The 20,867-nt window shown below is 62.5% G+C and carries 19 protein-coding genes; 13 read left to right on the forward strand and 6 right to left on the reverse strand.

Annotated features, from left to right (window positions below):
* The first annotated feature begins 33 nt into the window (after positions 1–33).
* Positions 34–1,317 (forward strand): EAL and HDOD domain-containing protein, encoded by a 1,284-nt coding sequence (locus QYQ99_RS06205; protein ID WP_302091882.1) that lies wholly within the window; start codon positions 34–36, stop codon positions 1,315–1,317.
* A gap of 108 nt (positions 1,318–1,425) precedes the next feature.
* On the opposite strand, the gene QYQ99_RS06210 is transcribed toward QYQ99_RS06205, so the two are convergent.
* Positions 1,426–2,430 (reverse strand): Bug family tripartite tricarboxylate transporter substrate binding protein, encoded by a 1,005-nt coding sequence (locus QYQ99_RS06210; protein WP_302091883.1) that lies wholly within the window; start codon positions 2,428–2,430, stop codon positions 1,426–1,428.
* A gap of 223 nt (positions 2,431–2,653) precedes the next feature.
* Here QYQ99_RS06210 and QYQ99_RS06215 point away from each other — a divergent pair, with 223 nt between their 5' ends.
* Entirely contained in the window at positions 2,654–3,316 is a 663-nt protein-coding gene (locus QYQ99_RS06215; protein ID WP_302091884.1) for a Twin-arginine translocation pathway signal, read from the forward strand.
* An 8-nt stretch (positions 3,317–3,324) separates the two neighbouring features.
* On the opposite strand, the gene xerD is transcribed toward QYQ99_RS06215, so the two are convergent.
* Positions 3,325–4,281: a site-specific tyrosine recombinase XerD gene (gene xerD / locus QYQ99_RS06220; RefSeq protein ID WP_302091885.1), complete on the reverse strand. Its 957-nt coding sequence runs from the start codon at positions 4,279–4,281 to the stop codon at positions 3,325–3,327.
* A gap of 114 nt (positions 4,282–4,395) precedes the next feature.
* Positions 4,396–5,280 carry a LysR family transcriptional regulator gene (locus QYQ99_RS06225; protein WP_302093126.1) on the reverse strand — a complete coding sequence of 295 codons (885 nt, stop codon included), beginning with the start codon at positions 5,278–5,280 and terminating at the stop codon, positions 4,396–4,398.
* 111 nt (positions 5,281–5,391) lie between these two features.
* Between QYQ99_RS06225 and QYQ99_RS06230 the strand changes: the two genes are divergently transcribed.
* Complete coding sequence (locus QYQ99_RS06230; RefSeq protein WP_302091886.1) at positions 5,392–6,432, forward strand: NAD(P)H-quinone oxidoreductase; 1,041 nt, start codon at positions 5,392–5,394, stop codon at positions 6,430–6,432.
* A 190-nt stretch (positions 6,433–6,622) separates the two neighbouring features.
* Here QYQ99_RS06230 and QYQ99_RS06235 read toward each other — a convergent pair whose 3' ends face one another.
* Positions 6,623–7,603 (reverse strand): tripartite tricarboxylate transporter substrate binding protein BugE, encoded by a 981-nt coding sequence (locus QYQ99_RS06235; protein WP_302091887.1) that lies wholly within the window; start codon positions 7,601–7,603, stop codon positions 6,623–6,625.
* Between the two features lie 236 nt (positions 7,604–7,839).
* Between QYQ99_RS06235 and QYQ99_RS06240 the strand changes: the two genes are divergently transcribed.
* Positions 7,840–8,748: an AEC family transporter gene (locus QYQ99_RS06240; protein ID WP_367882843.1), complete on the forward strand. Its 909-nt coding sequence runs from the start codon at positions 7,840–7,842 to the stop codon at positions 8,746–8,748.
* Between the two features lie 56 nt (positions 8,749–8,804).
* Here QYQ99_RS06240 and queG read toward each other — a convergent pair whose 3' ends face one another.
* Positions 8,805–9,845, reverse strand: coding sequence for a tRNA epoxyqueuosine(34) reductase QueG (gene queG, locus QYQ99_RS06245; protein ID WP_302091888.1), 1,041 nt, complete (start codon positions 9,843–9,845; stop codon positions 8,805–8,807).
* A 12-nt stretch (positions 9,846–9,857) separates the two neighbouring features.
* Between queG and tsaE the strand changes: the two genes are divergently transcribed.
* The 7 genes from tsaE (at position 9,858) to QYQ99_RS06280 (ending at position 16,950) form a co-directional block, all read left to right on the forward strand.
* Positions 9,858–10,379, forward strand: a complete 522-nt coding sequence (gene tsaE / locus QYQ99_RS06250) for a tRNA (adenosine(37)-N6)-threonylcarbamoyltransferase complex ATPase subunit type 1 TsaE (RefSeq protein WP_302091889.1) — start codon at positions 9,858–9,860, stop codon at positions 10,377–10,379.
* Positions 10,376–11,896: an N-acetylmuramoyl-L-alanine amidase gene (locus tag QYQ99_RS06255; protein WP_302091890.1), complete on the forward strand. Its 1,521-nt coding sequence runs from the start codon at positions 10,376–10,378 to the stop codon at positions 11,894–11,896. The genes tsaE and QYQ99_RS06255 overlap by 4 nt, the downstream gene beginning before the upstream one ends.
* Positions 11,897–12,092: 196 nt before the next feature.
* The gene (locus QYQ99_RS06260; protein WP_003064466.1) at positions 12,093–12,308 is read left to right on the forward strand and encodes a glycine zipper 2TM domain-containing protein; all 216 of its coding nucleotides are present in this window, start codon (positions 12,093–12,095) and stop codon (positions 12,306–12,308) included.
* Between the two features lie 374 nt (positions 12,309–12,682).
* Entirely contained in the window at positions 12,683–12,880 is a 198-nt protein-coding gene (locus tag QYQ99_RS06265) for a hypothetical protein (protein ID WP_302091891.1), read from the forward strand.
* A gap of 229 nt (positions 12,881–13,109) precedes the next feature.
* Positions 13,110–14,117, forward strand: a complete 1,008-nt coding sequence (locus QYQ99_RS06270; RefSeq protein ID WP_302091892.1) for a cytochrome-c peroxidase — start codon at positions 13,110–13,112, stop codon at positions 14,115–14,117.
* 7 nt (positions 14,118–14,124) lie between these two features.
* The gene (locus QYQ99_RS06275) at positions 14,125–15,969 is read left to right on the forward strand and encodes a DAHL domain-containing protein (RefSeq protein ID WP_302091893.1); all 1,845 of its coding nucleotides are present in this window, start codon (positions 14,125–14,127) and stop codon (positions 15,967–15,969) included.
* A 39-nt stretch (positions 15,970–16,008) separates the two neighbouring features.
* Positions 16,009–16,950 carry a response regulator gene (locus QYQ99_RS06280; protein WP_302091894.1) on the forward strand — a complete coding sequence of 314 codons (942 nt, stop codon included), beginning with the start codon at positions 16,009–16,011 and terminating at the stop codon, positions 16,948–16,950.
* 92 nt (positions 16,951–17,042) lie between these two features.
* Here QYQ99_RS06280 and QYQ99_RS06285 read toward each other — a convergent pair whose 3' ends face one another.
* Positions 17,043–17,699, reverse strand: a complete 657-nt coding sequence (locus QYQ99_RS06285) for a DedA family protein (RefSeq protein WP_302091895.1) — start codon at positions 17,697–17,699, stop codon at positions 17,043–17,045.
* Between the two features lie 381 nt (positions 17,700–18,080).
* Here QYQ99_RS06285 and QYQ99_RS06290 point away from each other — a divergent pair, with 381 nt between their 5' ends.
* Both QYQ99_RS06290 and mutL read left to right on the forward strand, forming a co-directional pair.
* Complete coding sequence (locus QYQ99_RS06290; protein WP_302091896.1) at positions 18,081–18,326, forward strand: hypothetical protein; 246 nt, start codon at positions 18,081–18,083, stop codon at positions 18,324–18,326.
* Between the two features lie 113 nt (positions 18,327–18,439).
* The gene (gene mutL / locus QYQ99_RS06295) at positions 18,440–20,773 is read left to right on the forward strand and encodes a DNA mismatch repair endonuclease MutL (RefSeq protein WP_302091897.1); all 2,334 of its coding nucleotides are present in this window, start codon (positions 18,440–18,442) and stop codon (positions 20,771–20,773) included.
* The last annotated feature ends 94 nt before the right edge of the window (positions 20,774–20,867 follow it).

Raw genomic sequence — 20,867 nt, forward strand, 5'->3', positions numbered from 1 at the left:
GCGCTTTTGCCCCACACCCAAGCGATAACCGACATGGATACCTCTGACACCAACTCCTCTTCACCGACCGCCGGCCCCGCTGCAGACAAGGACGAGGCCAATATGGCCAGCATTGCGCGTCAGGCAATCGTCGATGAGAAACGGGATGTATATGGCTACGAGCTGTTTGACCGCTCGGTTGCACATAACGCACACACTGCTGCATCCGATGCGGCACTGCTGTTCAACGCCCTGTCCTATGCCGGCGCCGAGGCTCTGGTGGGCAAAAAGACGGTTTTCATCAACTGCACCCATGACAGCCTGAGCGGCGGCCACCTGGAGCTGATTCACCCCGACCGGGTGGTGCTGGAGGTCCCGGCCCTGCCCGCCGACGCCACCCAGGAAAACATCGAAGCCTGCCTGCCCACATTTGCGGCCCTGCGCCAGCGTGGCTTTCGTCTGGCTTTTGACCAGAACCTGCTGCGCCGCAACTATGCGTCATGGCTGCCCATGGCCTCCTTCGTCAAGCTGGACATGCAGAGCTTCGCAATCGAGCATGCCGAAAAGCTGGTGAAGTTTGCCCAGACCTACACACGCGCCCAGATCGTGGCCGAGAAGGTCGAAGCGTCCGAGCAGTTCGAGCACATGCTGAGCCTGGGCGTGAAGCTGTTCCAGGGCTACTGGTTCGCCCAGCCCCAGCTTGTGCAGGCACGCACCATCCGCCCCACGCAGACCACCATCATCCAGCTCATCAACCTGGTGCGCCAGCAGGCCAGCACGGAGGAGATCGAAGAGCTGCTCAAGAAGGACCCCACGCTGTCCTTCAACCTGCTGCGCTTCATCAACAGCTCGGGCTTTGGCCTGTCCTGCGAGATCACCTCCTTCCGCCATGCAGTGATGATTCTGGGACTCAAGAAGCTGTTTCGCTGGGCGGCCCTGCTGCTGACCACCTCACGCGCCGGCGGCACACCGCCGGCTGTGGGCCAGACGGCCGTGGTGCGCGGCCGCCTGATGGAGCTGCTGACCGCCGAGCTGCTGCCGCCCGAGGAATGCGACCACGCGTTCGTCGTGGGCGTTTTCTCGCTGCTCGATGTGATGCTGAGCCAGCCCATGGCCAAGGCCCTTGAATCCGTGGCCCTGCCCCAGTCCGTGGTCGACGCACTGGTGCATGACAAGGGAGTTTTTGCGCCCTTCCTGGATCTGACGCGCGCCTGCGAGTCGGGCGACGAAGCGGCTTTTGCCCGCGCTGCCAATGCGCTACAGCTGTCCAACCACCAGGTCAACTGGGCCCATCTGCAGGCACTGAGCTGGGCCGACAACCTGGCCAGCGAAGTGTGATCTGAACCAATCCGCTTCGCGAGCAATCAGTGAGCTTGCTGCGCACAGCGAAAAAAGGGCTTGCGGCCGATGTGACCGCAAGCCCTTTGTCATGCAAGACAGCCCCGATCAGTTGGTCTGGATACCTGCAGCCTTGATGATCTGAGCGTTGGATCTGGACTCGGCCTCGATCTGCCTGGCGAAGTCCGCAGCCTTGCCGCCGGTAGGCACATTGTCCGTGGCTTCCAGGCGCTGACGGATCTCGGGCAGCGCCAACGCCTTGTTCACCTCGGCATTCAGTCGAGCCAGCACGGGGGCAGGCACACCGGCGGGAGCGAAGATGCCGAAGACCGATGTGGTGTTGGCGTTCTTGTAACCCAGCTCGGCCAGCGTGGGCACCAGGGGCAGCGAGTCCAGACGTGCCGGCGCGCCCACGGCCAGGGCCTTGAACTTGCCGGCCTTGATGTGCTGCATCACGGCCGGGCCGGCATTCGTGGACAACACCTCGAACTGCGCACTCAGGCCGTCATTGAGCTGCTGGCCGCCGCCCTTGTAAGGCACATGGGTGATCTGCACCTTGCCCTGATCGGAAATCTGCTCAAGCATGATGTGGCCCAGCGACGCCAGACCGGCCGTGGCCCAACGCACATCGCCGGGGTGGGCCTTGGCCTGGGCCATCAGCTCGGGAAAGCTCTTGGCGGCCAGACGGGTCGTGCCCAGCAGCAGCACCGGCGAGTACATCACGCTGACCACGGGAACAATATCCTTGTGCGGGTCGAACAGCGGCTTGCCCAGATGGGGGCTCAGCGTCAGCGGGCTGATGGACGAAAAGCCCAGCGTATAGCCATCGGGGTTGGACTTGGCGACTTGATCCAGGCCAATCGCGCCACCCGCGCCGGCCTTGTTGTCGATCACGACCGACTGACCCAGCGACTGCGACAGCTTTTCACCCAGTGCACGGGCCACCACATCGCTCACACCACCGGCAGGGTAAGACACCACCAGACGAATAGGACGGCTGGGCCAGCCAGCCGCGTCGGCTTTGTCGGCCGCCTGGACATTCAGGGACAAGGTGGCAGGCAGCACGGCAGCCAGGGCACAGGTCAGCATGCTGCGACGCAGAAAGTTAGTCATCACTCGAAATCCAAAAATCAAGAACTGCATTTTTGACCAAAGTGAATTCCCAGGTTGATTTGAACGACGATTCGTCAATTCATTGGACATAAAACATCAAAATAAAACCTCAAACATTCAAATAGACCAACGCTGCGGCCGACCAGCGTCTTCGCCGGCATGCCGCAATGACGGCCGCAAGCCTTGCCGCTAGACTGCAGCCATCACCACAGAGAAAGCACCTATGGCAGAACAAAACCCTCTATCACGTCGCTCCCTGCTGCTGCAAGGCGGTGCTGCGGGCGCTGCACTGGGCGCCATGGCCCTGCCCGCCTCGGCCACGACCACGACCATGCGCAAGGCCTCGCGCACCTGCGTGCTCGACGGCCTGCAACCTGCGGCACTGACCATCAGCGGCCCCGGTGTGCAGGCCAATCGCGGCAAGCCGCAGGCCGTGGCGGACCGCATGCTGATCATCCATGGCTATCAGTTCGATGCAGCCTGGTCCTGCGGCATGGATGCGCTCAACAGCCTGGAGCAGCAGACGCTCAGGACCACGCTTGAATACGACGAAGCCGAGCACAGCCTGCAAGGCCCGCTGCTGGAGCAGGTGCTGCAGGCCGCCGGCGTGGATGTGGGCCAGGCCATGGCGCGCGGCCTGCAACTGACCTTGCAGGGCATAGACGGCTATCGCAGCCAGATGCCGCTGGCCCAGGCCGTGCGCTGGCGCATGGTGATCGCCACCCAGCTGGACGGCGTGCCGCTGGCCATGGGCGGCGTGGGCCCGCTCTGGGCCATTTTTGCAGCCCATGAGATTCCGGAGCTCGGCCAGCTGCCCGTCAAGCAACGCTTTGCCGCCGCCGTCTGGGGGCTGTACCACCTGCAACTGGGCAGCGCGACGGCCTAGGCTGCGGCTCAGCCGCGCGGATGATGCTCGGCATGCAGAGCCTTGAGCCGCTCGCGCGCCACATGGGTGTAGATGGTGGTGGTGGAGATATCGGCATGCCCCAGCAGCATCTGCACCACGCGAAGGTCGGCGCCATGGTTGAGCAAATGGGTGGCAAACGCATGGCGCAGCGTATGTGGCGACAGCGGCGAGTTCACACCTGCAATCTGCGCGCATTTCTTGACGATGACCCAGAACATCACGCGACTCATGCCCGCGCCGCGCTGGGTCACGAACACCTCCTCGGTCTGCTGGCCTCCCAGAATCACGGCACGCGCATGCTTCAGATAGCGCTCCAGCCAGTGCTGCGCCTCCTGACCGAACGGCACCAGCCGCTCCTTGCGCCCCTTGCCCGTCACGCGCAGCACGCCCGAGCGCAAGTCCAGCTCGTGCATGCGCACGCTCACCAGTTCGCTGACGCGCAGACCGCTGGCATACATCAGCTCCAGCATGGCGCGATCGCGCAAACCCAGTGCAGTATCCACATCTGGCGCATCGAGCAGGGCCTCTACCTGCTCCTGGGTCAGCGTCTTGGGCATGCGCGGCGGCTGCTTGGCAGCCAGCATGCGCACCGTGGGGTCGGCAGCGATGCGCTTTTCACGCAGCGCCCAGTGAAAGTAGCGACGCAACACCGTCAGCCTACGGTTAGAGGAGGTGGCCTTGGTGCCCTCCACACGGGCCGTGAAATAGCCCTGCAGATCGGCTTCCAGCGCAGCATCCAGCGCCTTGGGCGGCTGCAGCCGCGCCAGCCAGCGCGCAGTCGCCGTCAGGTCACGCCGGTAAGCGGACAAGGTATTGCGCGAAAGCCCGTCCTCCAGCAGCAGAGCATCGATGAACTGATCGAGGGCATCCTGGCTCTGCGGCAAGGGCTGCGGCCAGTCATCGGGAATCTGCGGTTTGCGGGCTTTTTGAGAGGCGTCGGACATGGGGCTAGCGTACACGCTGACGAGGGGTGCCGAGCTGAAATCAGGGCAGTGCACCATCGGAATCAGGGTCAGGGTAAGGATCCGGTACCGGCCAGAGCAAGCGCTGCGCCTGCTTCAGCTTATGCCAGCGGATGAGAGGTCGAAAGCTTCGGCCAGGAACTGTGCAACCGCTCTCACCCTGGCCGTGCGCTGGAGATCGGGATGCATGACCTGCCAGACTTCGTAGTCGTTCGGGCGCCGGCGTTGCGGCCAGATACGCACCAGGCCTTCGCACTCCCCCATCCACAATGGCATTTCCCCAATCCCTATGCCTGCAGCAACCGCCTTGCGCACCAGGAGACTGGAACGGACCGACATGGCAATCTTGGCCTGACGTGCAAGCACCCCAGCCATGCTCAGAAATGGACTCTGCTCCAGATAGGGGCCGTATGCCACCAGATGGTGGCCGCGCAACTCGTCCTCAGGGACAGGCTCGCCAAAGCGAGCCAGATAGCCCGCGCTTGCGAACAGCCCCACAGGCCACGAAGCCACACGACGAACCACCAGCTCAGGGGCCTCGGGCCTGACGTTGCGAAATGCGATATCCGCCTGCCTGCGACCGAGGCTGAGCAACTGTGTGGAGACTTCCAGATCCACGCGGATGTTCGGCCAGTGCTGCTGCAAACGCTCGACAGCGGGCAGCAGCAGGTCGATGGCGATCGAATCGGTACTGGTCACGCGTACAAGACCGCTGGGACTGTCATCCTGACCCTCGATTTTGGTGCGCAAGTCCATCGCCGCGCTCTCCATGCGCCGTGCCGCAGCAAGCGCCGTCTCGCCAGCGGCAGTGAGCAGGTAGCCATCCTTGGCGCGCAGAAACAGCTTTGCTCCCAGCTCGGACTCCAGGGCATTCAGGCGTCGTCCTACCGTTGCCTGATCAATGCCCAGGCTGCGTGCTGCTGCGCGCAGGGAATGTGTACGGCTCAAGGCAAGAAAGATGCGCGTGTCGTCCCAGTTCATGGTCTTCAGGTTGATGCAAATTTGCATCACTGTAGAGCGAAATCGCTGCATTGAAAACGCAGTCTTGCGTCGTAACCTTCAGCGCTCAAAGATATTTCGAGAACGACGCATATGCCCACCTTTTTGACCGCCCCCATCCCTGCAAGCAAGCCTGCCACCATGCAGGCCATCGTTTTTGACGACTTCGGCGGGCCCGAAGTGCTGGTGGCCCGCGAGCTTCCGGTTCCCGAACTTCGCCCCCACGACTTGCTGGTGCGCAATGCTTCCATCGGCGTCAATCGTGCCGACCTCTATCACCGCAAGGGCGCCTACGGCCGCGCCTCCTTCGGCGATGCAGACACCATGGGCCTGGAGATCGCCGGAACCGTGATCGAAGCCGGGCCCTTGGTGCAGGGCTTCGCCGTGGGCGACCGGGTCATGGGTATCGTGGGCGGAGGTGCCTATGCCGAGCTCTCGCGCATCGACCACCGCATGGCAATGCATGTGCCCAAGAGCCTGGATCTGGCGAATGCCGGCGCGATCGCCGAGGTCTTCGTGACCGCGCACGAGGCCCTGTTCCATCTGGCCGGCCTGCAGGCTGGCGAGTCGGTGCTGATCCATGCGGCGGCAGGTGGTGTCGGATCGGCCGCCGTTCAGCTTGCACATGCTGCGGGAGCTCGGGTTTTTGCGACGGCCAGCGCCGACAAGCGCGAAGCGGTCCTGGGTTTCGGAGCCGATGTCTTCATCGACTATCGCAGCGAGGACTTCCAGACCGTGGTGACCCAGGCCACGGACGGCAAAGGGGTGGACATCGTGATCGATTTCGTAGGTGCCCCCTACCTGGAGTCCAATGTGCGATCGCTGGCCATCGGCGGGCGCATGGTGATGGTGGGCCTGCTGGGCGGCTCCCAGGGTGCTGCATTGCCCATGGACCTGGTGCTGTACCGCCATCTGCGGATCTTCGGGACCGTGATGAAGTCACGCCCCCCCGAAGTCAAGCAGGCGATGGTCCAGCGCTTTGCCCAGCGATGGCTTTGCGCCTTGGAGAGTGGGGCCATCCGGCCCGTGATCGACAGCACCTTCGCGTTGGCAGATGCTGCCCAGGCGCATAGGCATATGGAGTCCGGGGTCATCATCGGCAAGATTCTGCTGCTGCCCGGAAACGCCGAATAAAGAGGAGTCAGCTCTTGCCGGCCGACCGGGCCCGATTCACCACCGGCAGGCCATCTTCAGCCTTCGGTGAGCACGGCTGCGGACAACCATGGACAGAGGCCGGCTTCGCACCTAAAAACAAAGCCCGAATGGCCTCAGCGGCAATTCGGGCTTGCGGTATCCGCTACTGCATCGGCAGCAGATCAGCTGCTCAGTCCAGTGTCAGCTTCTGCTTGGCCACGACCTGCTTGTAGGTTTCGTACTCTTCCTTCAGTTCCTTGGCGAATTCCTGAGGAGAGTTGCCCACCACCAGCGAGCCGGTGTCTTCGATGCGCTTCTTGACCGCTGGGTCCTGCAGCACCTTCTTCACGGCGGCATTGATCTTGTCGACCATGGCCTTGTCCATGCCCTTGGGGCCCAGAATGCCGTAGGAGGCCATGCGATTGACCTGGGGCAGACCCACTTCCTTGAAGGTGGGGACGTCAGGCAGCACAGCCAGACGCTGGGGAGCTGCCACGGCGATGGCCTTGAGGCGGTTGTCCTTGATGAAAGGCAGTGCCGAAGGCAGGTTGTCCAGAATCATGGGGATCTGGCCGGCAACCGCGTCGTTCAGGGCCGGGCCCGCGCCGCGATAAGGCACATGGGTCATCTGGATGCCGGTCAGCGACTTGTACAGCTCCATCAGCATGTGCTGGATGCCGCCCGTACCCGACGAGCCATAGGAGTACTTGCCGGGATTGGCCTTGAGCTCGGCCTCGAAAGCCTTGTAGCTGGCCGCGCCGGGAAACTTGGGGTTCACGGCGATCACATTGGGCGTGGCCGCAATGTTGATGATGGGCGTGAAGTCCGTCAGCGGGTTGTAGGGAGTCTTGGGGTTGATGGCCGGATTGGTGGCCATGGTCGACAGGGTCGAGATGCCCAGGTTGTAGCCATCGGGCTTCTGGCGCGCGGTTTCCTGCGCACCGATGACGCCGCCGCCACCGCCCTTGTTGTCCACCACCACCGACTGGCCCAGCTCCCGGCTCAGCGGCTCGGCGATCACACGCGCAATGATGTCGGTCGTGCCGCCTGCAGCAAAAGGCACCAGCAGCTTGATGGGCTTGGTGGGGTAATTGGCCTCGGCCATCACAGCGGTCGAAAAACCGACAGTTGCCAGAGCCATTGTCAGGCCCACGCACATACGACGATTCATGAAGGGGTCTCCTTATGAGTTCTGAAATTGACGGCTGATGGTACGTGGCGCAAAAAACCCGACACATTCTTGTTAGCCCTGATTTATCAGTAATTACCCTAGATTCGCGGCATTTCCTTGAACCGCATCAAGCTTCATTGCCAATGAGCAGCGCCGCAGCAGTAAGTACTACTACATAGAAACTGGGTGACAGCTTTCTCTCAGCAAACCTGCGCCCGGCCCTATGCTTACCGGCCGTGAACTACCTCGAACTGCTTTTCCCCGATTTCGCGCTCATCGTGCTGGGCTATGTGCTGTGCCGCTTCACGCCCATCAACCGCAGCGTCTGGCAAGCCGTGGAGCAGCTCGTCTACTACCTGCTGTTTCCGGTGCTGCTGTTTCACTCCATCACCCGCAACCCGATCCAGTGGGGCGACGCCAGCCAGTTGCTGGCCGCCGGTGTGCTGGGAGGTCTGCTGGGCATTGCGCTGACCTACAGCCTTCCTCACCTACCGTTTCTGGGCCGGCGCATCGATGCACGCAGCTATGCGGGGGCAGCGCAGGTGGCGTTTCGCTTCAACTCCTTTATCGCACTGGCGCTGGTTTCGCGCCTGGCGGGGCCGGACGGGCTGCTCTATGTCTCGGTGCTGATCGGCGTGTCCGTGCCGCTGTTCAATGTGGCCGCCGTCTGGCCCATGGCGCGCGGCAGCGACCAGCATTTTCTCGGGCATCTGCTGCGCAACCCGCTGATCATCGCCACCGTCAGCGCCCTGCTGTTCAATGCGGCCGGACTGAAGATTCCAGCCCTGCTGGAAACCCCCGTGGCCCGTATCGGCGCGGCCTCGATCGCGCTGGGCCTGATGGCCGCCGGCGCCGGCCTCAAGCTCAGTGCACTGGCCAGCAACAAGCTGCTGGCCAGCGAGCTGCTGCTGATACGCCATGCCATCCAGCCGCTGATCGCCTTTGCCATGATTCAGCTGTTCCACCTCAACCAGCCGCAGGCGATTGCCCTGATGGCGTTCTCCAGCCTGCCTACGGCCTCGTCCTGCTATGTGCTGGCTGTGCGCATGGGCTACGAGGGCTCATTTGTGGCCAGTCTGGTGTCGCTATCCACGATGCTTGGCGTGCTCAGCCTGCCCTTCGGGCTCTGGCTGATCGGGATTTGAATGTGATCGCTTCTTGCGCTCACTTGATAAGCAATAGAGACCGATTTCACTCAAAATCAGGCGCGCTGCGCCAGCGCCCAGGCCACATGTTCGGCCACCACAGGATCGGGATGATCGGCCCGACTCTGCAGCGCCGCCCTGAGCTGCGGGTTGCCGGTTTCGCGCCAGGCATTGCCCAGGGCCACGGCCACATTGCGCAGCCAGCGCGCATGTCCGATGCGGCGAATGGGGCTGCCCTCGGTCACGCGCAAAAACGTGGCTTCATCCCAGGCCAGGAAATGCACCAGTTGCGTGCCCGCCAGTGCGGCGCGGGCGTCGAAGTCCGGCAAGACGCTGGGATGGGCGAACTTGTTCCAGGGACAGGCCAGCTGGCAGTCATCGCAGCCATAGATGCGGTTGGCCATCAAGGGCCGCAGCTCCTCGGGAATGCTGCCCGCATGTTCGATGGTCAGATAGGAGATGCAGCGCCGCGCATCGACCTTGTGCGGCGCGATGATGGCGCCCGTGGGGCAGGCGTCGATGCAGGACGAGCAGCTGCCGCAGTGCGCCGTGACTGCTGCGGTGGGCTCGAGTGCAAAGTCCACATAGATTTCACCCAGAAAGAACATCGATCCGGCCTCACGGCTCAGCACCAGGGTGTGCTTGCCGCGCCAGCCCTGGCCGCTGCGGCTGGCCAGCTCGGCCTCCAGCACCGGGGCGGAGTCGGTAAAGGCACGGTGGCCAAACGGGCCTATTTCCTGTGCAATGCGCTCGGCCAGCTTCTGCAGACGGTTGCGCAGCACCTTGTGATAGTCACGGCCTCTGGCGTAGATGGAGACAATGCCCTCCTCCGGACGCTTGAGCCGATCCCATTCCACGGCCTGCCAGCCGTCCTCGGTCGCGCGCGGCAGATAATCCATGCGCGCGGTAATCACGCTCACCGTGCCGGGAACTAATTCTGCTGGCCGGGCTCGTTTCAAACCATGGGCCTGCATGTAATGCATCTCCCCATGAAACCCTTGCGCCAACCATTGCAGCAAACCGGACTCTGCCGAGGACAAATCCACGCCCGCCACGCCGATTTGGGAAAATCCCAGCTCGCGAGCCCAGGCTTGCATCAAAGGAACCAATTGACTGCTGCTCAACATACACCCCGAATTGTAGGAAGCGAGCCCACATCGGCGCTGGCGCAGCGCCAGATACTCTGGCAAAGCGAACAAGATACCGAGCGCTTTGCCCGGCAACTGGCCGCCCTGCCCGAGCTACGCAACGCCTATGTGACCCTGCATGGCGACCTGGGGGCGGGCAAGACCACGTTGGTGCGTCACTGGCTGCGCGCCCTGGGCGTGCAGGGCCGCATCAAGAGCCCGACCTATGCAGTGGTGGAGCCGCACGAGGCCGGCGATCTCTCGATCTGGCACTTTGACTTCTATCGCTTCGACGATCCGCGTGAATGGGAAGATGCAGGTTTTCGTGACATTTTTGCCAGCGCCGGACTCAAGCTGGCAGAATGGCCCGAAAAGGCTGCAGCGGTTACACCTGTTGCGGATATAGCTATTCATATCGAAGCAATTGACGATGTGCAGCGACAGGTGACGCTCAAGGCTGGCACCCCCGCAGGCTGCACCGTGCTTGAAGCATTGACGGCATGAGCAAAACAACTTCTTTCACGGCTTTTCCGGGCCCTTCCCAGCCAGGTCTTTCCCGACCGGGTCTCTCCCGACCGGGTCTTTCCCGCCGCAATCTGCTGCAGGCAGGCGGCGTGGTGCTGCTGCTGGGTCGCCAGCATATTGCGCAAGGCGCGAGCATCGTGGCAGTGCGCGTCTGGCCCGCGCCCGACTACTCGCGTGTCACGCTGGAATCCGATATTCCGCTGACGGCCAAGCCGGTCTTCGTGCCCAGCCCGCCGCGCCTGGCCGTCGATATCGAAGGCCTGGATCTGAACCCGGCGCTCAAGGAACTGGTGGCCAAGGTCCGCTCCGACGACCCCAATATCGCCAGCATCCGCGTCGGCCAGTTTGCGCCCGGCGTGGTGCGCCTGGTGATCGACCTCAAGCAGGAAGCCAGGCCCCAGGTCTTTACGCTGGCCCCGATTGCTCCCTACAAGCACCGGCTGGTGCTGGACCTCTACCCCGCCAAGGCCGTGGACCCGCTGGAAGCGCTGATCAGCGAGCGCCTGCGCGATGCCGGCAACTCGACCTCCGCGTCGGCTGCGAACCATCCCGCCATCACGACGCCGCCCCCGGCGGCGATTGCGACAGCGCCCCAGGTCGACCCTCTGGGTGATCTGATTGCCCAGCGCAATCAGCGCCCCAGCACTCCAGCACCGGCTCCTGCGGTGATTGCACAGGCACCGGCTCCCGTGCCGCCGCCACCGGCTCCCGCGCCACGCCCGGCTCCGGCACCCAGGACTGCGCCCAACATTGCCACCTCGCAAAGCACGGATCGCATCATCATCGTGGCGCTTGACCCCGGCCATGGCGGCGAAGACCCCGGCGCCACCGGCCCCAGCGGCCTGCGAGAAAAAGACGTGGTGCTCAAGGTCGCCCATCTGCTGCGCGAGCGCATCAACAGCTCGCGTATCGGCGGCAGTCCCATGCGCGCCTTCATGACGCGCGATGCCGACTTCTTCGTGCCCCTGGCCACACGCGTGGAAAAAGCCCGCCGCGTCCAGGCCGACCTGTTCATCAGCATCCACGCCGATGCCTTCACCACCCCGGCCGCGCGTGGTGCCAGCGTGTTTGCGCTCAGCGAGCGCGGGGCATCGAGCACGGCCGCACGCTGGCTGGCCAACAAGGAAAATCAGGCCGACCTGGTGGGCGGCCTGAACGTGGGAGGACTGCAGGACCAGCATGTGCAGCGCATGCTGCTGGACATGAGCACCACAGCCCAGATCAAGGACAGCCTCAAGCTGGGTACTTCGCTGCTAGGCGAGATTGGCTCCATGGCCAAGCTGCACAAGGCCCGTGTGGAGCAGGCCGGCTTTGCCGTGCTGAAGGCGCCCGACATTCCCAGCGTGCTGGTGGAAACCGCCTTCATCAGCAACCCCGAAGAGGAAGCCAAGCTGGCCTCTGCCGCCTACCGCGAGCAACTGGCCGATGCGCTGATGACGGGCATCCGAAAGTACTTCGCGCACAACCCGCCCCTGGCACGCAGCCGATCTGTTTAACGATCCATTTAAGTGCGCGCTTACATAAAACAGCCGCACTGGCTGTCAGCCGGCAAGCCGGCTTGATGACAGTCGCCAAGCCTGAATGACACAGGCTTGGCCCTCTCTCCTACCTCAAAGCCAGGGCAAAAGATTCAAGATCAAGGCGTGTTCTTATGAAAGCTGGCCTCTTTGGCAGCTATACAGGAGAGACCTCATGAAACTGCGAACTCTTGCCATCACCGTGTCTGCAGCCTTCACACTTGCCATGGCAGGCTGCTCCACCTCGCCCACCAATGCCCAGATCGGCACCGGTGTCGGCGCCGTTGCCGGCGGCGTGGTCGGTGATGCACTGTTTGGTTCCACTTTGGGCACCGTAGGCGGCGCTGCAGCAGGCGCGCTGATTGGTAACGAGGTAGGCAAGCGCAAATAAGCACCTCGATCCGATCTGAATGTTCAACGAGAAAGCCCCGGCATAGATCGAACGGATCTGACTTGCTCATGCTGCTGAGCTCAGGCAATGCCTTTGGCAGTTCACGAGATTTTTCAGACAGTTCTGATTTATCCCGGGCAATTTCTTATGGATACTCAAATTCAGCAGCCAAGTGAACCGCAGCAACATTGGTTTCTGACCTTTGCCAAAAGCGCTAGCTACGTGTTTCTGCGGTGATCCATCGGACTTTACCGAGTCCTTGAAAACTCGCGCTTAGGAATACAGGCGCGGACTTGACCGAGCTGCGACAGGAGCCCTTCGTGGGCACGGGGTGTGAGCAGAAGGCATAACCACATCTACTCAGAAATGGGTCAATGCAGATCGCTCTGCGGGCACACAGATACAAACAACATGCAAAACAGTTAAGTCAAGACGAAAAAATAGCAAACAGTTTCATTTTTGCCGCAAATGACCACTCATTTGATTTGGCGAAAACAAATTTCCAAACGCGTGCCTACCTTCAACTGAGCGACCTTTGCCACACGCATCGGCATCGCTCCAAAGAGCGCTGACCACTACCCAACAGCGCAAGAAAAAAAATCAAAAGGGGGGTCTCCAACCTGATGGCGCAGCCACTGTGCCGTCTGGTCACAGGCCAATGCACCCCCACTCTTTGTCCATTACCAATCCGGTACCTCCTGCTCTGCTTGTCCTCGTGCGCCAGCGTTGCCGCTGCTGCATTTGGCACTCGCATAGGTCATGCATGGGAGAGCCGGTTGGCGCACCGGAGAATCAGCAAAGATGGACCACCAATCCACCAGCCGTCATCGCCAAATCCAAATGCTCTGCCTGCTTGCAGCCTTGGCCACATGTGGCTGGGCTACTGCCCAGGCACCGCCCCAGGAGCCGATTACCCCGATTCCGCCCACGACGCAGGAAAACCCGCGCAAGGTGGATCTGGGACGCAAGCTGTTCAACGATACAAGGCTGTCATCCGACAACTCCATCTCCTGCGCCAGTTGCCACGAGGTGAAAAAGGGCGGGGCCGATCGTAAGGCGCTGTCCAGCGGCGTACAGGGACGGCTGGGCAAGGTCAACACGCCCACCGTGCTCAACAGCCGCTACAACTTTCGCCAGTTCTGGGACGGCCGCGCCGCGTCACTCGAAGAACAGGTGAAAGGCCCCCTGCATGACCCCAACGAAATGAACACCACCTGGGCGCAGGTGCTGGGCAAATTGTCCAGTGACGCAGCACTGGGCTCCGAGTTCAAGGCGCTCTACCCGAGCAGCGGCATCAGTGCCAGCAACATCTCCGATGCGCTGGCCAGCTACCAAAGGTCACTCATCACTCCCAACGCGCGCTTTGACCGCTACCTGCGCGGCGACAAGAACGTACTCAGCCAGGACGAGCTGCGTGGCTACCAGCTGTTCAAGTCCTATGGCTGCGTGGCCTGCCACCAGGGCGTCAATGTCGGCGGCAACATGTTCCAGACCTTTGGCGTCATGGGTGACTATTTCAGCCAGCGAGGCCAGCCGAGCGACGCCGATCTCGGGCGCTACAACGTCACCAAGAATCCGGATGACAAGCATGTGTTCAAGGTCCCCAGCCTGCGCAATGTGGCCTTGACGGCCCCCTACTTCCATGACGGCTCGGCCAAGACGCTTGAAGACGCAGTCGATGTGATGTTCCGCTATCAGCTCGGGCGCAGTGCCCCTGAGCTGGACAAGAAATACATCATCAAGTTTCTTCACACCCTGACTGGCGAGCTCGACGGCCAGCCACTGAAGCATTGGGCTCAAGAACCCTGAACACGCTATGACTACAAAATCGATACCCAGGCGTGGTTCGCTGCGCTGGGTCTATGCACTGGTCGCACTCCTGCTCATTACCGTGCTGGTGTTCCTGGTGCTGCAGACCCGCGCCATCAACCTCAACGCCAGCAATGAAATCATCGGCACGCTGCGTAACCTCAAACAGGTAGACGCGGATTGGAACGTGGACGTGCTGCGCGCCAAGACCGGCCTGAGCACCAACTACGATCAGGTGGCAAGTCCTTTGCCGCTGATCGCACAGCTGGAAAAGCAGTTGAGCGAAACCACCGCCGAATACTGGCTGGGCAGGCATGAGAGCGTCTCGCGCATGCGTCCGCTGCTCGATCACTTTAGCAAGCTGATGGAGCAAAAAATTGCGTCGATCGAGCACTTCAAATCGCAAAACGCGATCTTGCAGAACTCCTCACGCTTTCTCCCCCTGGCTGCCACCGAGCTGGCGCAGGCACTGCGCAACAGCTCGCAGGCCCCGGATCAGCGACAGCGCGCCGAAGAGCTGCTCAACCAGATACTGGCCAGCTCCATGAGCTACGCCCAAACGCCCGATCCGGAGCTGCGCAAGTTGATCAGCGACAACGCCACCGCCCTGCAAGCCCTGGCCCAAAGCCAGGATCTGCAGACGCTGGCCGACACCTTTGTCGCCCATGTCCACTCCATGCTGCGCCAGCAAGAACGTGGCGACCAATTGCTTCAGACGCTGGCAAGCCTGCCGACCGCGAAGGCTATCGACGATCTGTCCGACGCCCACACGCAAGAAAACGACCAATTGCTCGCAGGCCTGCAAGGCTACCAGCGCGCGCTGGCCATTTACTCGACCTTGCTGTTGCTGCTGCTGGCTTTTGTAGGCTGGAAACTGTTTCGCAACTATCAGTTGCTCAACCAGACCAACAACACGCTGGCCCAGGCCAATACCGCACTGGAACGCAGCCACCAGGAGCTCCAGGAATCACAGGTCCAGCTGGTGCAATCCGAAAAGATGTCTGCCCTGGGCCAGATGGTGGCCGGCATCGCCCACGAGATCAACACACCGCTGGCTTATGTCAAAAGCACTTTCAGCATCGTGCGCGACCAGTTGGGTCCCTTGGACGAGTTGAGCCAGCACAGCAAGGCCCTTACCCAGGCCATGCGAGCGCCGCAGCGCGACCAACAGCTGCTGAACCAGCATTTTCAGCGCGTCGAGCAGTTGGCTGCCGACCTCAACGACCAGCAGGTGATGCCTGAGATGAACAAGCTGCTCGATGATGGCGTGCACGGCATTGAGCAGATTTCCGAGATCGTGCTGAACCTCAAGAACTTCAGCCGTCTGGACCGAGAACGCATCACCGACTTCTCGGTCGAGGCCGGTCTGGAAAGCACTTTGCTGCTGGCGCGCAACCTGCTCAAGAACCATATCGAGATCCGCAAGGACTACGGCCAGATCCCCGAGATCTCGGGCTCGCCGTCCCAGATCAACCAGGTCTTCCTGAACCTGATCACCAATGCAGCCCAGGCCATGCCCGAGCGCGATACGCCCAACATCATCACGTTGCGCACCAGCATCGCGCCCGAAGAGCATATGGTGCTGATCGAGATTCAGGACAACGGCAGCGGCATTCCCGAGGAGGTGCTGCCCCGCATCTTCGACCCGTTCTACACCACCAAGCCCATTGGCCAAGGCTCGGGCATGGGGCTGTCGATTTCCTTCAAGATCATTCAAGAGCACGGTGGTCGCATCCTGATAGACACCGTCAAGGATGCCGGCACCGTCTTCACCATCTTGCTCCCCCTGAGCAACGCCGCCACAACACCCGAAAAGGCCGCCAGCAGTGCAGACACATTGTTCTCTGACTGAGCGCGGCCCCAAGAAACCCAATCAAAGAGGAAATCCACTATGGGCATGCGTCCCTGCATTCTTTTTGTGGACGACGAGGAGCGCGTAGTCAACCAGCTACGCATCATTTTTCGTCAGGACTACGAAGTCCACACAGCCACCTCCGGTGCCGCAGCTCTGCAGATACTGCAGAGCACGCCGGTCGATGTGGTCGTCAGCGATCAGCGCATGCCGGGCATGACTGGCATCGAGTTTCTGGATCAGGTGCGAAGGCTGCAGCCGTCAGCCATGCGCTTGCTGCTTACCGGCTACTCGGACCTGGCGGCAATTGTCGGCTCGGTCAACGAGGGCGAGGTCTTTCGCTTCATCAACAAGCCCTGGGACCATGCGGAAATCCAGGCGACCATCGCCTCGGCAGTCCAGGCCGGCAGCGCGGCGCGAGTGGCTGCCGTCCCGACCGATCAGGCTGTGCAGGATTTCATGGTACAGGCTGCGCAACGCCCGCAGGTACTGATCATCGACGACCAGCGCTCGGATCTCGACGCCATCGCCCAGTTACTGGGCGAGGACCACGCCTGTCTGACGGCCGAATCGGTGAAAGAGGCCATCGACCTGCTGTCCAGACACGATGTGGGAGTGCTCGTCACCGAGGCACGTGTCGGCAATAGCGACGTGGGCCACTTTCTGCATCTGCTCAAGCGCCACTACCCGCTGATCAATACCGTCATGCTCACCCGCGCCAGCGATGCCGATCTGGTGATCCGTCTCATCAACACGAGCCAGATCTTTCGCTTTGCCACCAAGCCGCTGCGCAAGAGCGTGCTGCAACTGGCCGTGTCTGCGGCGATGAAGGAGCACGGACGCTTTCGCATATCGCCCGAACTGGCCCACCGTCACCTGGTGGCCGAGGACAAGGAGGCCAGCAGCGACAGCGTGCTCCTTGGCAGCATCGTGCAAAGCCTCAAAAGCCTGCGCAAGCGCGTCACCGGCCTGTGGAAGTGAGCGACTGAGCTGCCAATTCGAGCGACAAATTCGAGCGACAAAAAAGGGGCGCTTGCCGCGCCCCTTTTTTTGCTGCATGCCCGGTCATGGACTCAGGCAGGCTTGCCAGTCTTTTCCTTGCTGCCGGCGCGCCAGGCACCGAAGATGGCGATCAGGCCCGGCACCAGGATCAGGCCCCAGATGATTTTCTCGAGATTGTTCTTCACCCACTCCATATTGCCGAAGAAGTAGCCTGCAGCGCTGATGCCCACCACCCACAGCACGGCCCCCACGACATTGAACATGCTGAACTTGGCGCGGCTCATATGAGCCACACCGGCAACGAAAGGCGCAAAGGTGCGGATGAAAGGCATGAAGCGCGCCAAGATGATGGTCACGCCGCCATAGCGCTCATAGAAGTTGTGGGCCTGGTCAAAAGCCTTGCGGTTGAACCAGCGCGAATCCTCCCACTGGAACACCTTGGGCCCCAGGTAGCGGCCTATCGTGTAATTGCTCTGGTCGCCCAGGATGGCTGCGGCCAGCAGCACCACCACCGCCAGCGGGTAACTCATGTAGCCGGCACCGCACAGCGCGCCGACGATGAACATCAGTGAGTCACCGGGCAGGAAAGGCATGACCACCACACCGGTTTCGACAAACACGATGATGAACAGCAGGGCATACACCCAGGGCCCATAGGCCACGACAAAGGCTTCCAGATGCTTGTCGATATGCAGGATGAAGTCGATCAGAAACTGAATGATTTCCAAAACACGGTCCTCAAAAATGGATTGGCATACCAGCGTATGCCGGCCAGTAATGTACTGCGCCCCCAAAGCCCGCAGACGCTCCACCCCTTGCTGGAGCGCCATGTTTTTGAGAGCAAACTCACAGCTGCTTGCAGACTGCAACAAGGCCGGCCTTTTCATGCTGGTTTGTTACAAGTTTTGATAAAACTAAACGTCAACAATACGTCAGCTTGGCATTTCTGCTGGCACAGTAGAGCTGTGTCGCCGCAAGCCGTGCATTGCAAATCACGACATCGGCCCCCTGGCCAACAAAGTCCGGTGTCTCCAGCCTCCCGCATGTGCAGGAGTGGGCACAGAGACCAGACCGCTTTCCATAACTAGCACGACGAGAGGAATACGAACATGAAGACATTCACCATGCGCTATGGCAAGGCCCTGACTCTGGCAGCCGCACTGACCGGCGCCCTGGCACTGGGCGGCTGCGCCCATGGCCCCAGCCGTCAGCAAGTCGGTATCGGCGCAGGTGCCGTGGCCGGCGGTGCAGTGGGCAATGTGCTGTTTGGCGGCCCCGTGGGCACCATCGGCGGTGCTGCCGCCGGCGCGCTGATCGGTAACGAGCTGACCAAGGGCGGCCACCGCCACCGCTAAGCCCTGCGAGCGCCGCGGGCCGAATAAAGAGCTGCCAGAAATATTCCGGCAGCTCTTTGTGTTTTCGCCCCTCAAAAAACTCACTTGCCGGCCGGTTTGTACAGCCGCCTAGAATGGTTGCCGTGAACGCAACCAGCACCGAACTCCCCCCCTCCCCTACCGAAACCGCCGAACAGGCTGCCCCCGTGCGCCGGCCGATTCGCGATCTGCCCGACGAGCTGATCAGCCAGATCGCTGCCGGCGAGGTGGTCGAACGCCCCGCCTCCGTGGTGCGCGAACTGGTGGACAACGCCCTGGACTCGGGCGCCGGCCAGATCACCGTGCGCCTGCTGGCCGGGGGCGTGCGCCTGATCGCGGTGGAAGACGACGGCTGCGGCATCCCGCGCGACGAGCTTCCCGTGGCCCTGCGCCGCCATGCCACCAGCAAGATCAGCGATCTGCACGATCTGGAAACCGTGGCCACCATGGGCTTTCGCGGCGAGGCTCTGGCCGCCATTGCCTCGGTATCGGAAACCTCCATCTTCTCGCGCCCCGCAGGTCAGGACTCGGCCTATCTGCTGGACGCACGCAGCGGCGAGCTGCGCCCCGCCGCACGCAACCAAGGCACGACCGTGGAGGTCAAGGAGCTGTTCTTCTCCACGCCCGCGCGCCGCAAATTCCTCAAGACCGATGCCACCGAGCTGGCGCATTGCATAGAGTCCGTGCGTCGCCATGCACTGGCACGCCCCGATGTGGGCTTTGCCATCTGGCATGAAGGCAAGCTGGTCGAGCAATGGCGCGCGGCCGGCAGCACGCCCGACGAAGCCTTGTCGCGCCGCCTGGCCGATGTGCTGAACGACAAGTTCGTCGACAACTCGGTGGCCGTCGATCACTGGGCCGGCCCCGTCCACGTCACGGGTCGCGCCGGTATCCCGGACGCGGCGCGCTCGCGCCCCGACCACCAGTTCTGCTATGTCAACGGCCGCTTTGTACGCGACAAGGTATTGACGCATGCGGCCCGCTCTGCTTACGAGGACGTGCTGCACGGCAACAAGCAGCCGGTCTATGCGCTCTACATCGAGATCGACCCCGCGCGTGTGGATGTGAATGTGCACCCCACCAAGATCGAGGTGCGCTTTCGCGATAGCCGTGAAGTCCACCAGGCGGTGCGCCACGCGATCGAGAACGCGCTGGCCACACCGCGCGCCGCAGCCGTGGTCGAGGCGGCGGCACAGGAAGCCGCACGTCAGTCCGGCCTGATCGACGAGAGCACTGCCACGCCTGTCGCAGCCAAGGCCGCTACCAAGGCTGCGACCAAGCCCGCTGCAACCCCGGCCTGGCCGCAGACCCGCATGAGCTTTGGCGAACCCGCCGTTGGCAACCCCGTCAGCGATCTGGCCAAGCTCTGGGAGCCCATGCGCGAAGCCACTGCGGAAGCCGCACCCACCCCCGAGACCGCACTCGAGACCGCACTCGAGACTGCACCCACGCCCGAGACCGCGCCCGCGCCCCAGATGGAGACTGCGGCACCAGCCCCAGCGAGTGTCGCCGCTGCAACGCCTGCCACGCCCGCCACGCCGGAATCTGCCAGCGGCGCGATCACGACCACGATCACCAACACCACGGCCATGCCCAGCCCCGTGCCTCAGCCCGAGGCCGAGGGCATCAGGCTGCGCCCTTCGGGCCAGTCCAGCTACTTTCAGCGCAAAGCGCCTGCTCCCCAGATGCAGGAAGCGCCAGCCGCTACGCAGATCGTTGCAGCGGCGCAACCACCAGCACAACCACTGACGACAGCCAGGCCGACGGCAGTCGCCGCCGCGCCCGCTGCCGCTGCGCAGCAGCCCGCCGCCGCTGCGGCCGACTCGGCCCCGGTCTGGCCGCTGGGCCGGGCCGTGGCCCAGCTGCACGGCGTCTATATCCTGGCCGAGAACAGCCAGGGCATGGTCATCGTGGACATGCATGCAGCCCACGAGCGCATCGTCTATGAGCAGCTCAAGAATGCCGTGAATACGGAAGGTGGCGACCAGCAGATTCCCAGCCAGCCGCTGCTGATTCCCGCCACCTTTGCCGCCACGCCCGAGGAAGTCGCCACGGCCGAAGCCCACGCCGAGACCTTGCTGACGCTGGGCATGGAGGTCTCGCCCTTCTCGCCCAAGACCCTGGCCGTGCGCGCCGTGCCGGCCACGCTGGCCCAGGGCGATGCCGTGGAGCTGGCGCGCAGCGTGCTGGCCGAACTGGCCCAGCATGACGCAACCACCGTGGTGCAGCGCGCGCGCAACGAGATTCTGGCCACGATGGCCTGCCACGGGGCGGTGCGCGCCAACCGCAAGCTCACGCTGGACGAGATGAATGCGCTGCTGCGCCAGATGGAGGTGACCGAGCGCTCCGACCAGTGCAATCACGGCCGCCCCACCTGGCGCCAGCTGAGCATGAAGGAGCTGGATGCGCTGTTTCTGCGCGGGCGCTAATGGCCGGGCGGCAATAGCCGCTCAATAGTCACTCAATAGCCGCTACATTGCCGTTATCGACCAAAACGGCGGGCCGGGAGATCAGCGGGCCCGC

Origin of the sequence: Comamonas testosteroni (genome assembly GCF_030505195.1) — a bacterium.
Classification (GTDB): domain Bacteria; phylum Pseudomonadota; class Gammaproteobacteria; order Burkholderiales; family Burkholderiaceae_C; genus Comamonas; species Comamonas testosteroni_G.

What these genes read in the sequence shown, in the direction of transcription:
- QYQ99_RS06205 (WP_302091882.1), top strand. Translation starts at nt 34, where the DNA reads ATGGATACCTCTGACACCAACTCCTCTTCACCGACCGCCGGCCCCGCT.
- QYQ99_RS06210 (WP_302091883.1), bottom strand. Translation starts at nt 2,430, where the DNA reads ATGACTAACTTTCTGCGTCGCAGCATGCTGACCTGTGCCCTGGCTGCC.
- QYQ99_RS06215 (WP_302091884.1), top strand. Translation starts at nt 2,654, where the DNA reads ATGGCAGAACAAAACCCTCTATCACGTCGCTCCCTGCTGCTGCAAGGC.
- xerD (WP_302091885.1), bottom strand. Translation starts at nt 4,281, where the DNA reads ATGTCCGACGCCTCTCAAAAAGCCCGCAAACCGCAGATTCCCGATGAC.
- QYQ99_RS06225 (WP_302093126.1), bottom strand. Translation starts at nt 5,280, where the DNA reads ATGAACTGGGACGACACGCGCATCTTTCTTGCCTTGAGCCGTACACAT.
- QYQ99_RS06230 (WP_302091886.1), top strand. Translation starts at nt 5,392, where the DNA reads ATGCCCACCTTTTTGACCGCCCCCATCCCTGCAAGCAAGCCTGCCACC.
- QYQ99_RS06235 (WP_302091887.1), bottom strand. Translation starts at nt 7,603, where the DNA reads ATGAATCGTCGTATGTGCGTGGGCCTGACAATGGCTCTGGCAACTGTC.
- queG (WP_302091888.1), bottom strand. Translation starts at nt 9,845, where the DNA reads ATGCAAGCCTGGGCTCGCGAGCTGGGATTTTCCCAAATCGGCGTGGCG.
- QYQ99_RS06255 (WP_302091890.1), top strand. Translation starts at nt 10,376, where the DNA reads ATGAGCAAAACAACTTCTTTCACGGCTTTTCCGGGCCCTTCCCAGCCA.
- QYQ99_RS06260 (WP_003064466.1), top strand. Translation starts at nt 12,093, where the DNA reads ATGAAACTGCGAACTCTTGCCATCACCGTGTCTGCAGCCTTCACACTT.
- QYQ99_RS06265 (WP_302091891.1), top strand. Translation starts at nt 12,683, where the DNA reads ATGCAGATCGCTCTGCGGGCACACAGATACAAACAACATGCAAAACAG.
- QYQ99_RS06270 (WP_302091892.1), top strand. Translation starts at nt 13,110, where the DNA reads ATGGACCACCAATCCACCAGCCGTCATCGCCAAATCCAAATGCTCTGC.
- QYQ99_RS06275 (WP_302091893.1), top strand. Translation starts at nt 14,125, where the DNA reads ATGACTACAAAATCGATACCCAGGCGTGGTTCGCTGCGCTGGGTCTAT.
- QYQ99_RS06280 (WP_302091894.1), top strand. Translation starts at nt 16,009, where the DNA reads ATGGGCATGCGTCCCTGCATTCTTTTTGTGGACGACGAGGAGCGCGTA.
- QYQ99_RS06290 (WP_302091896.1), top strand. Translation starts at nt 18,081, where the DNA reads ATGAAGACATTCACCATGCGCTATGGCAAGGCCCTGACTCTGGCAGCC.
- mutL (WP_302091897.1), top strand. Translation starts at nt 18,440, where the DNA reads ATGGTTGCCGTGAACGCAACCAGCACCGAACTCCCCCCCTCCCCTACC.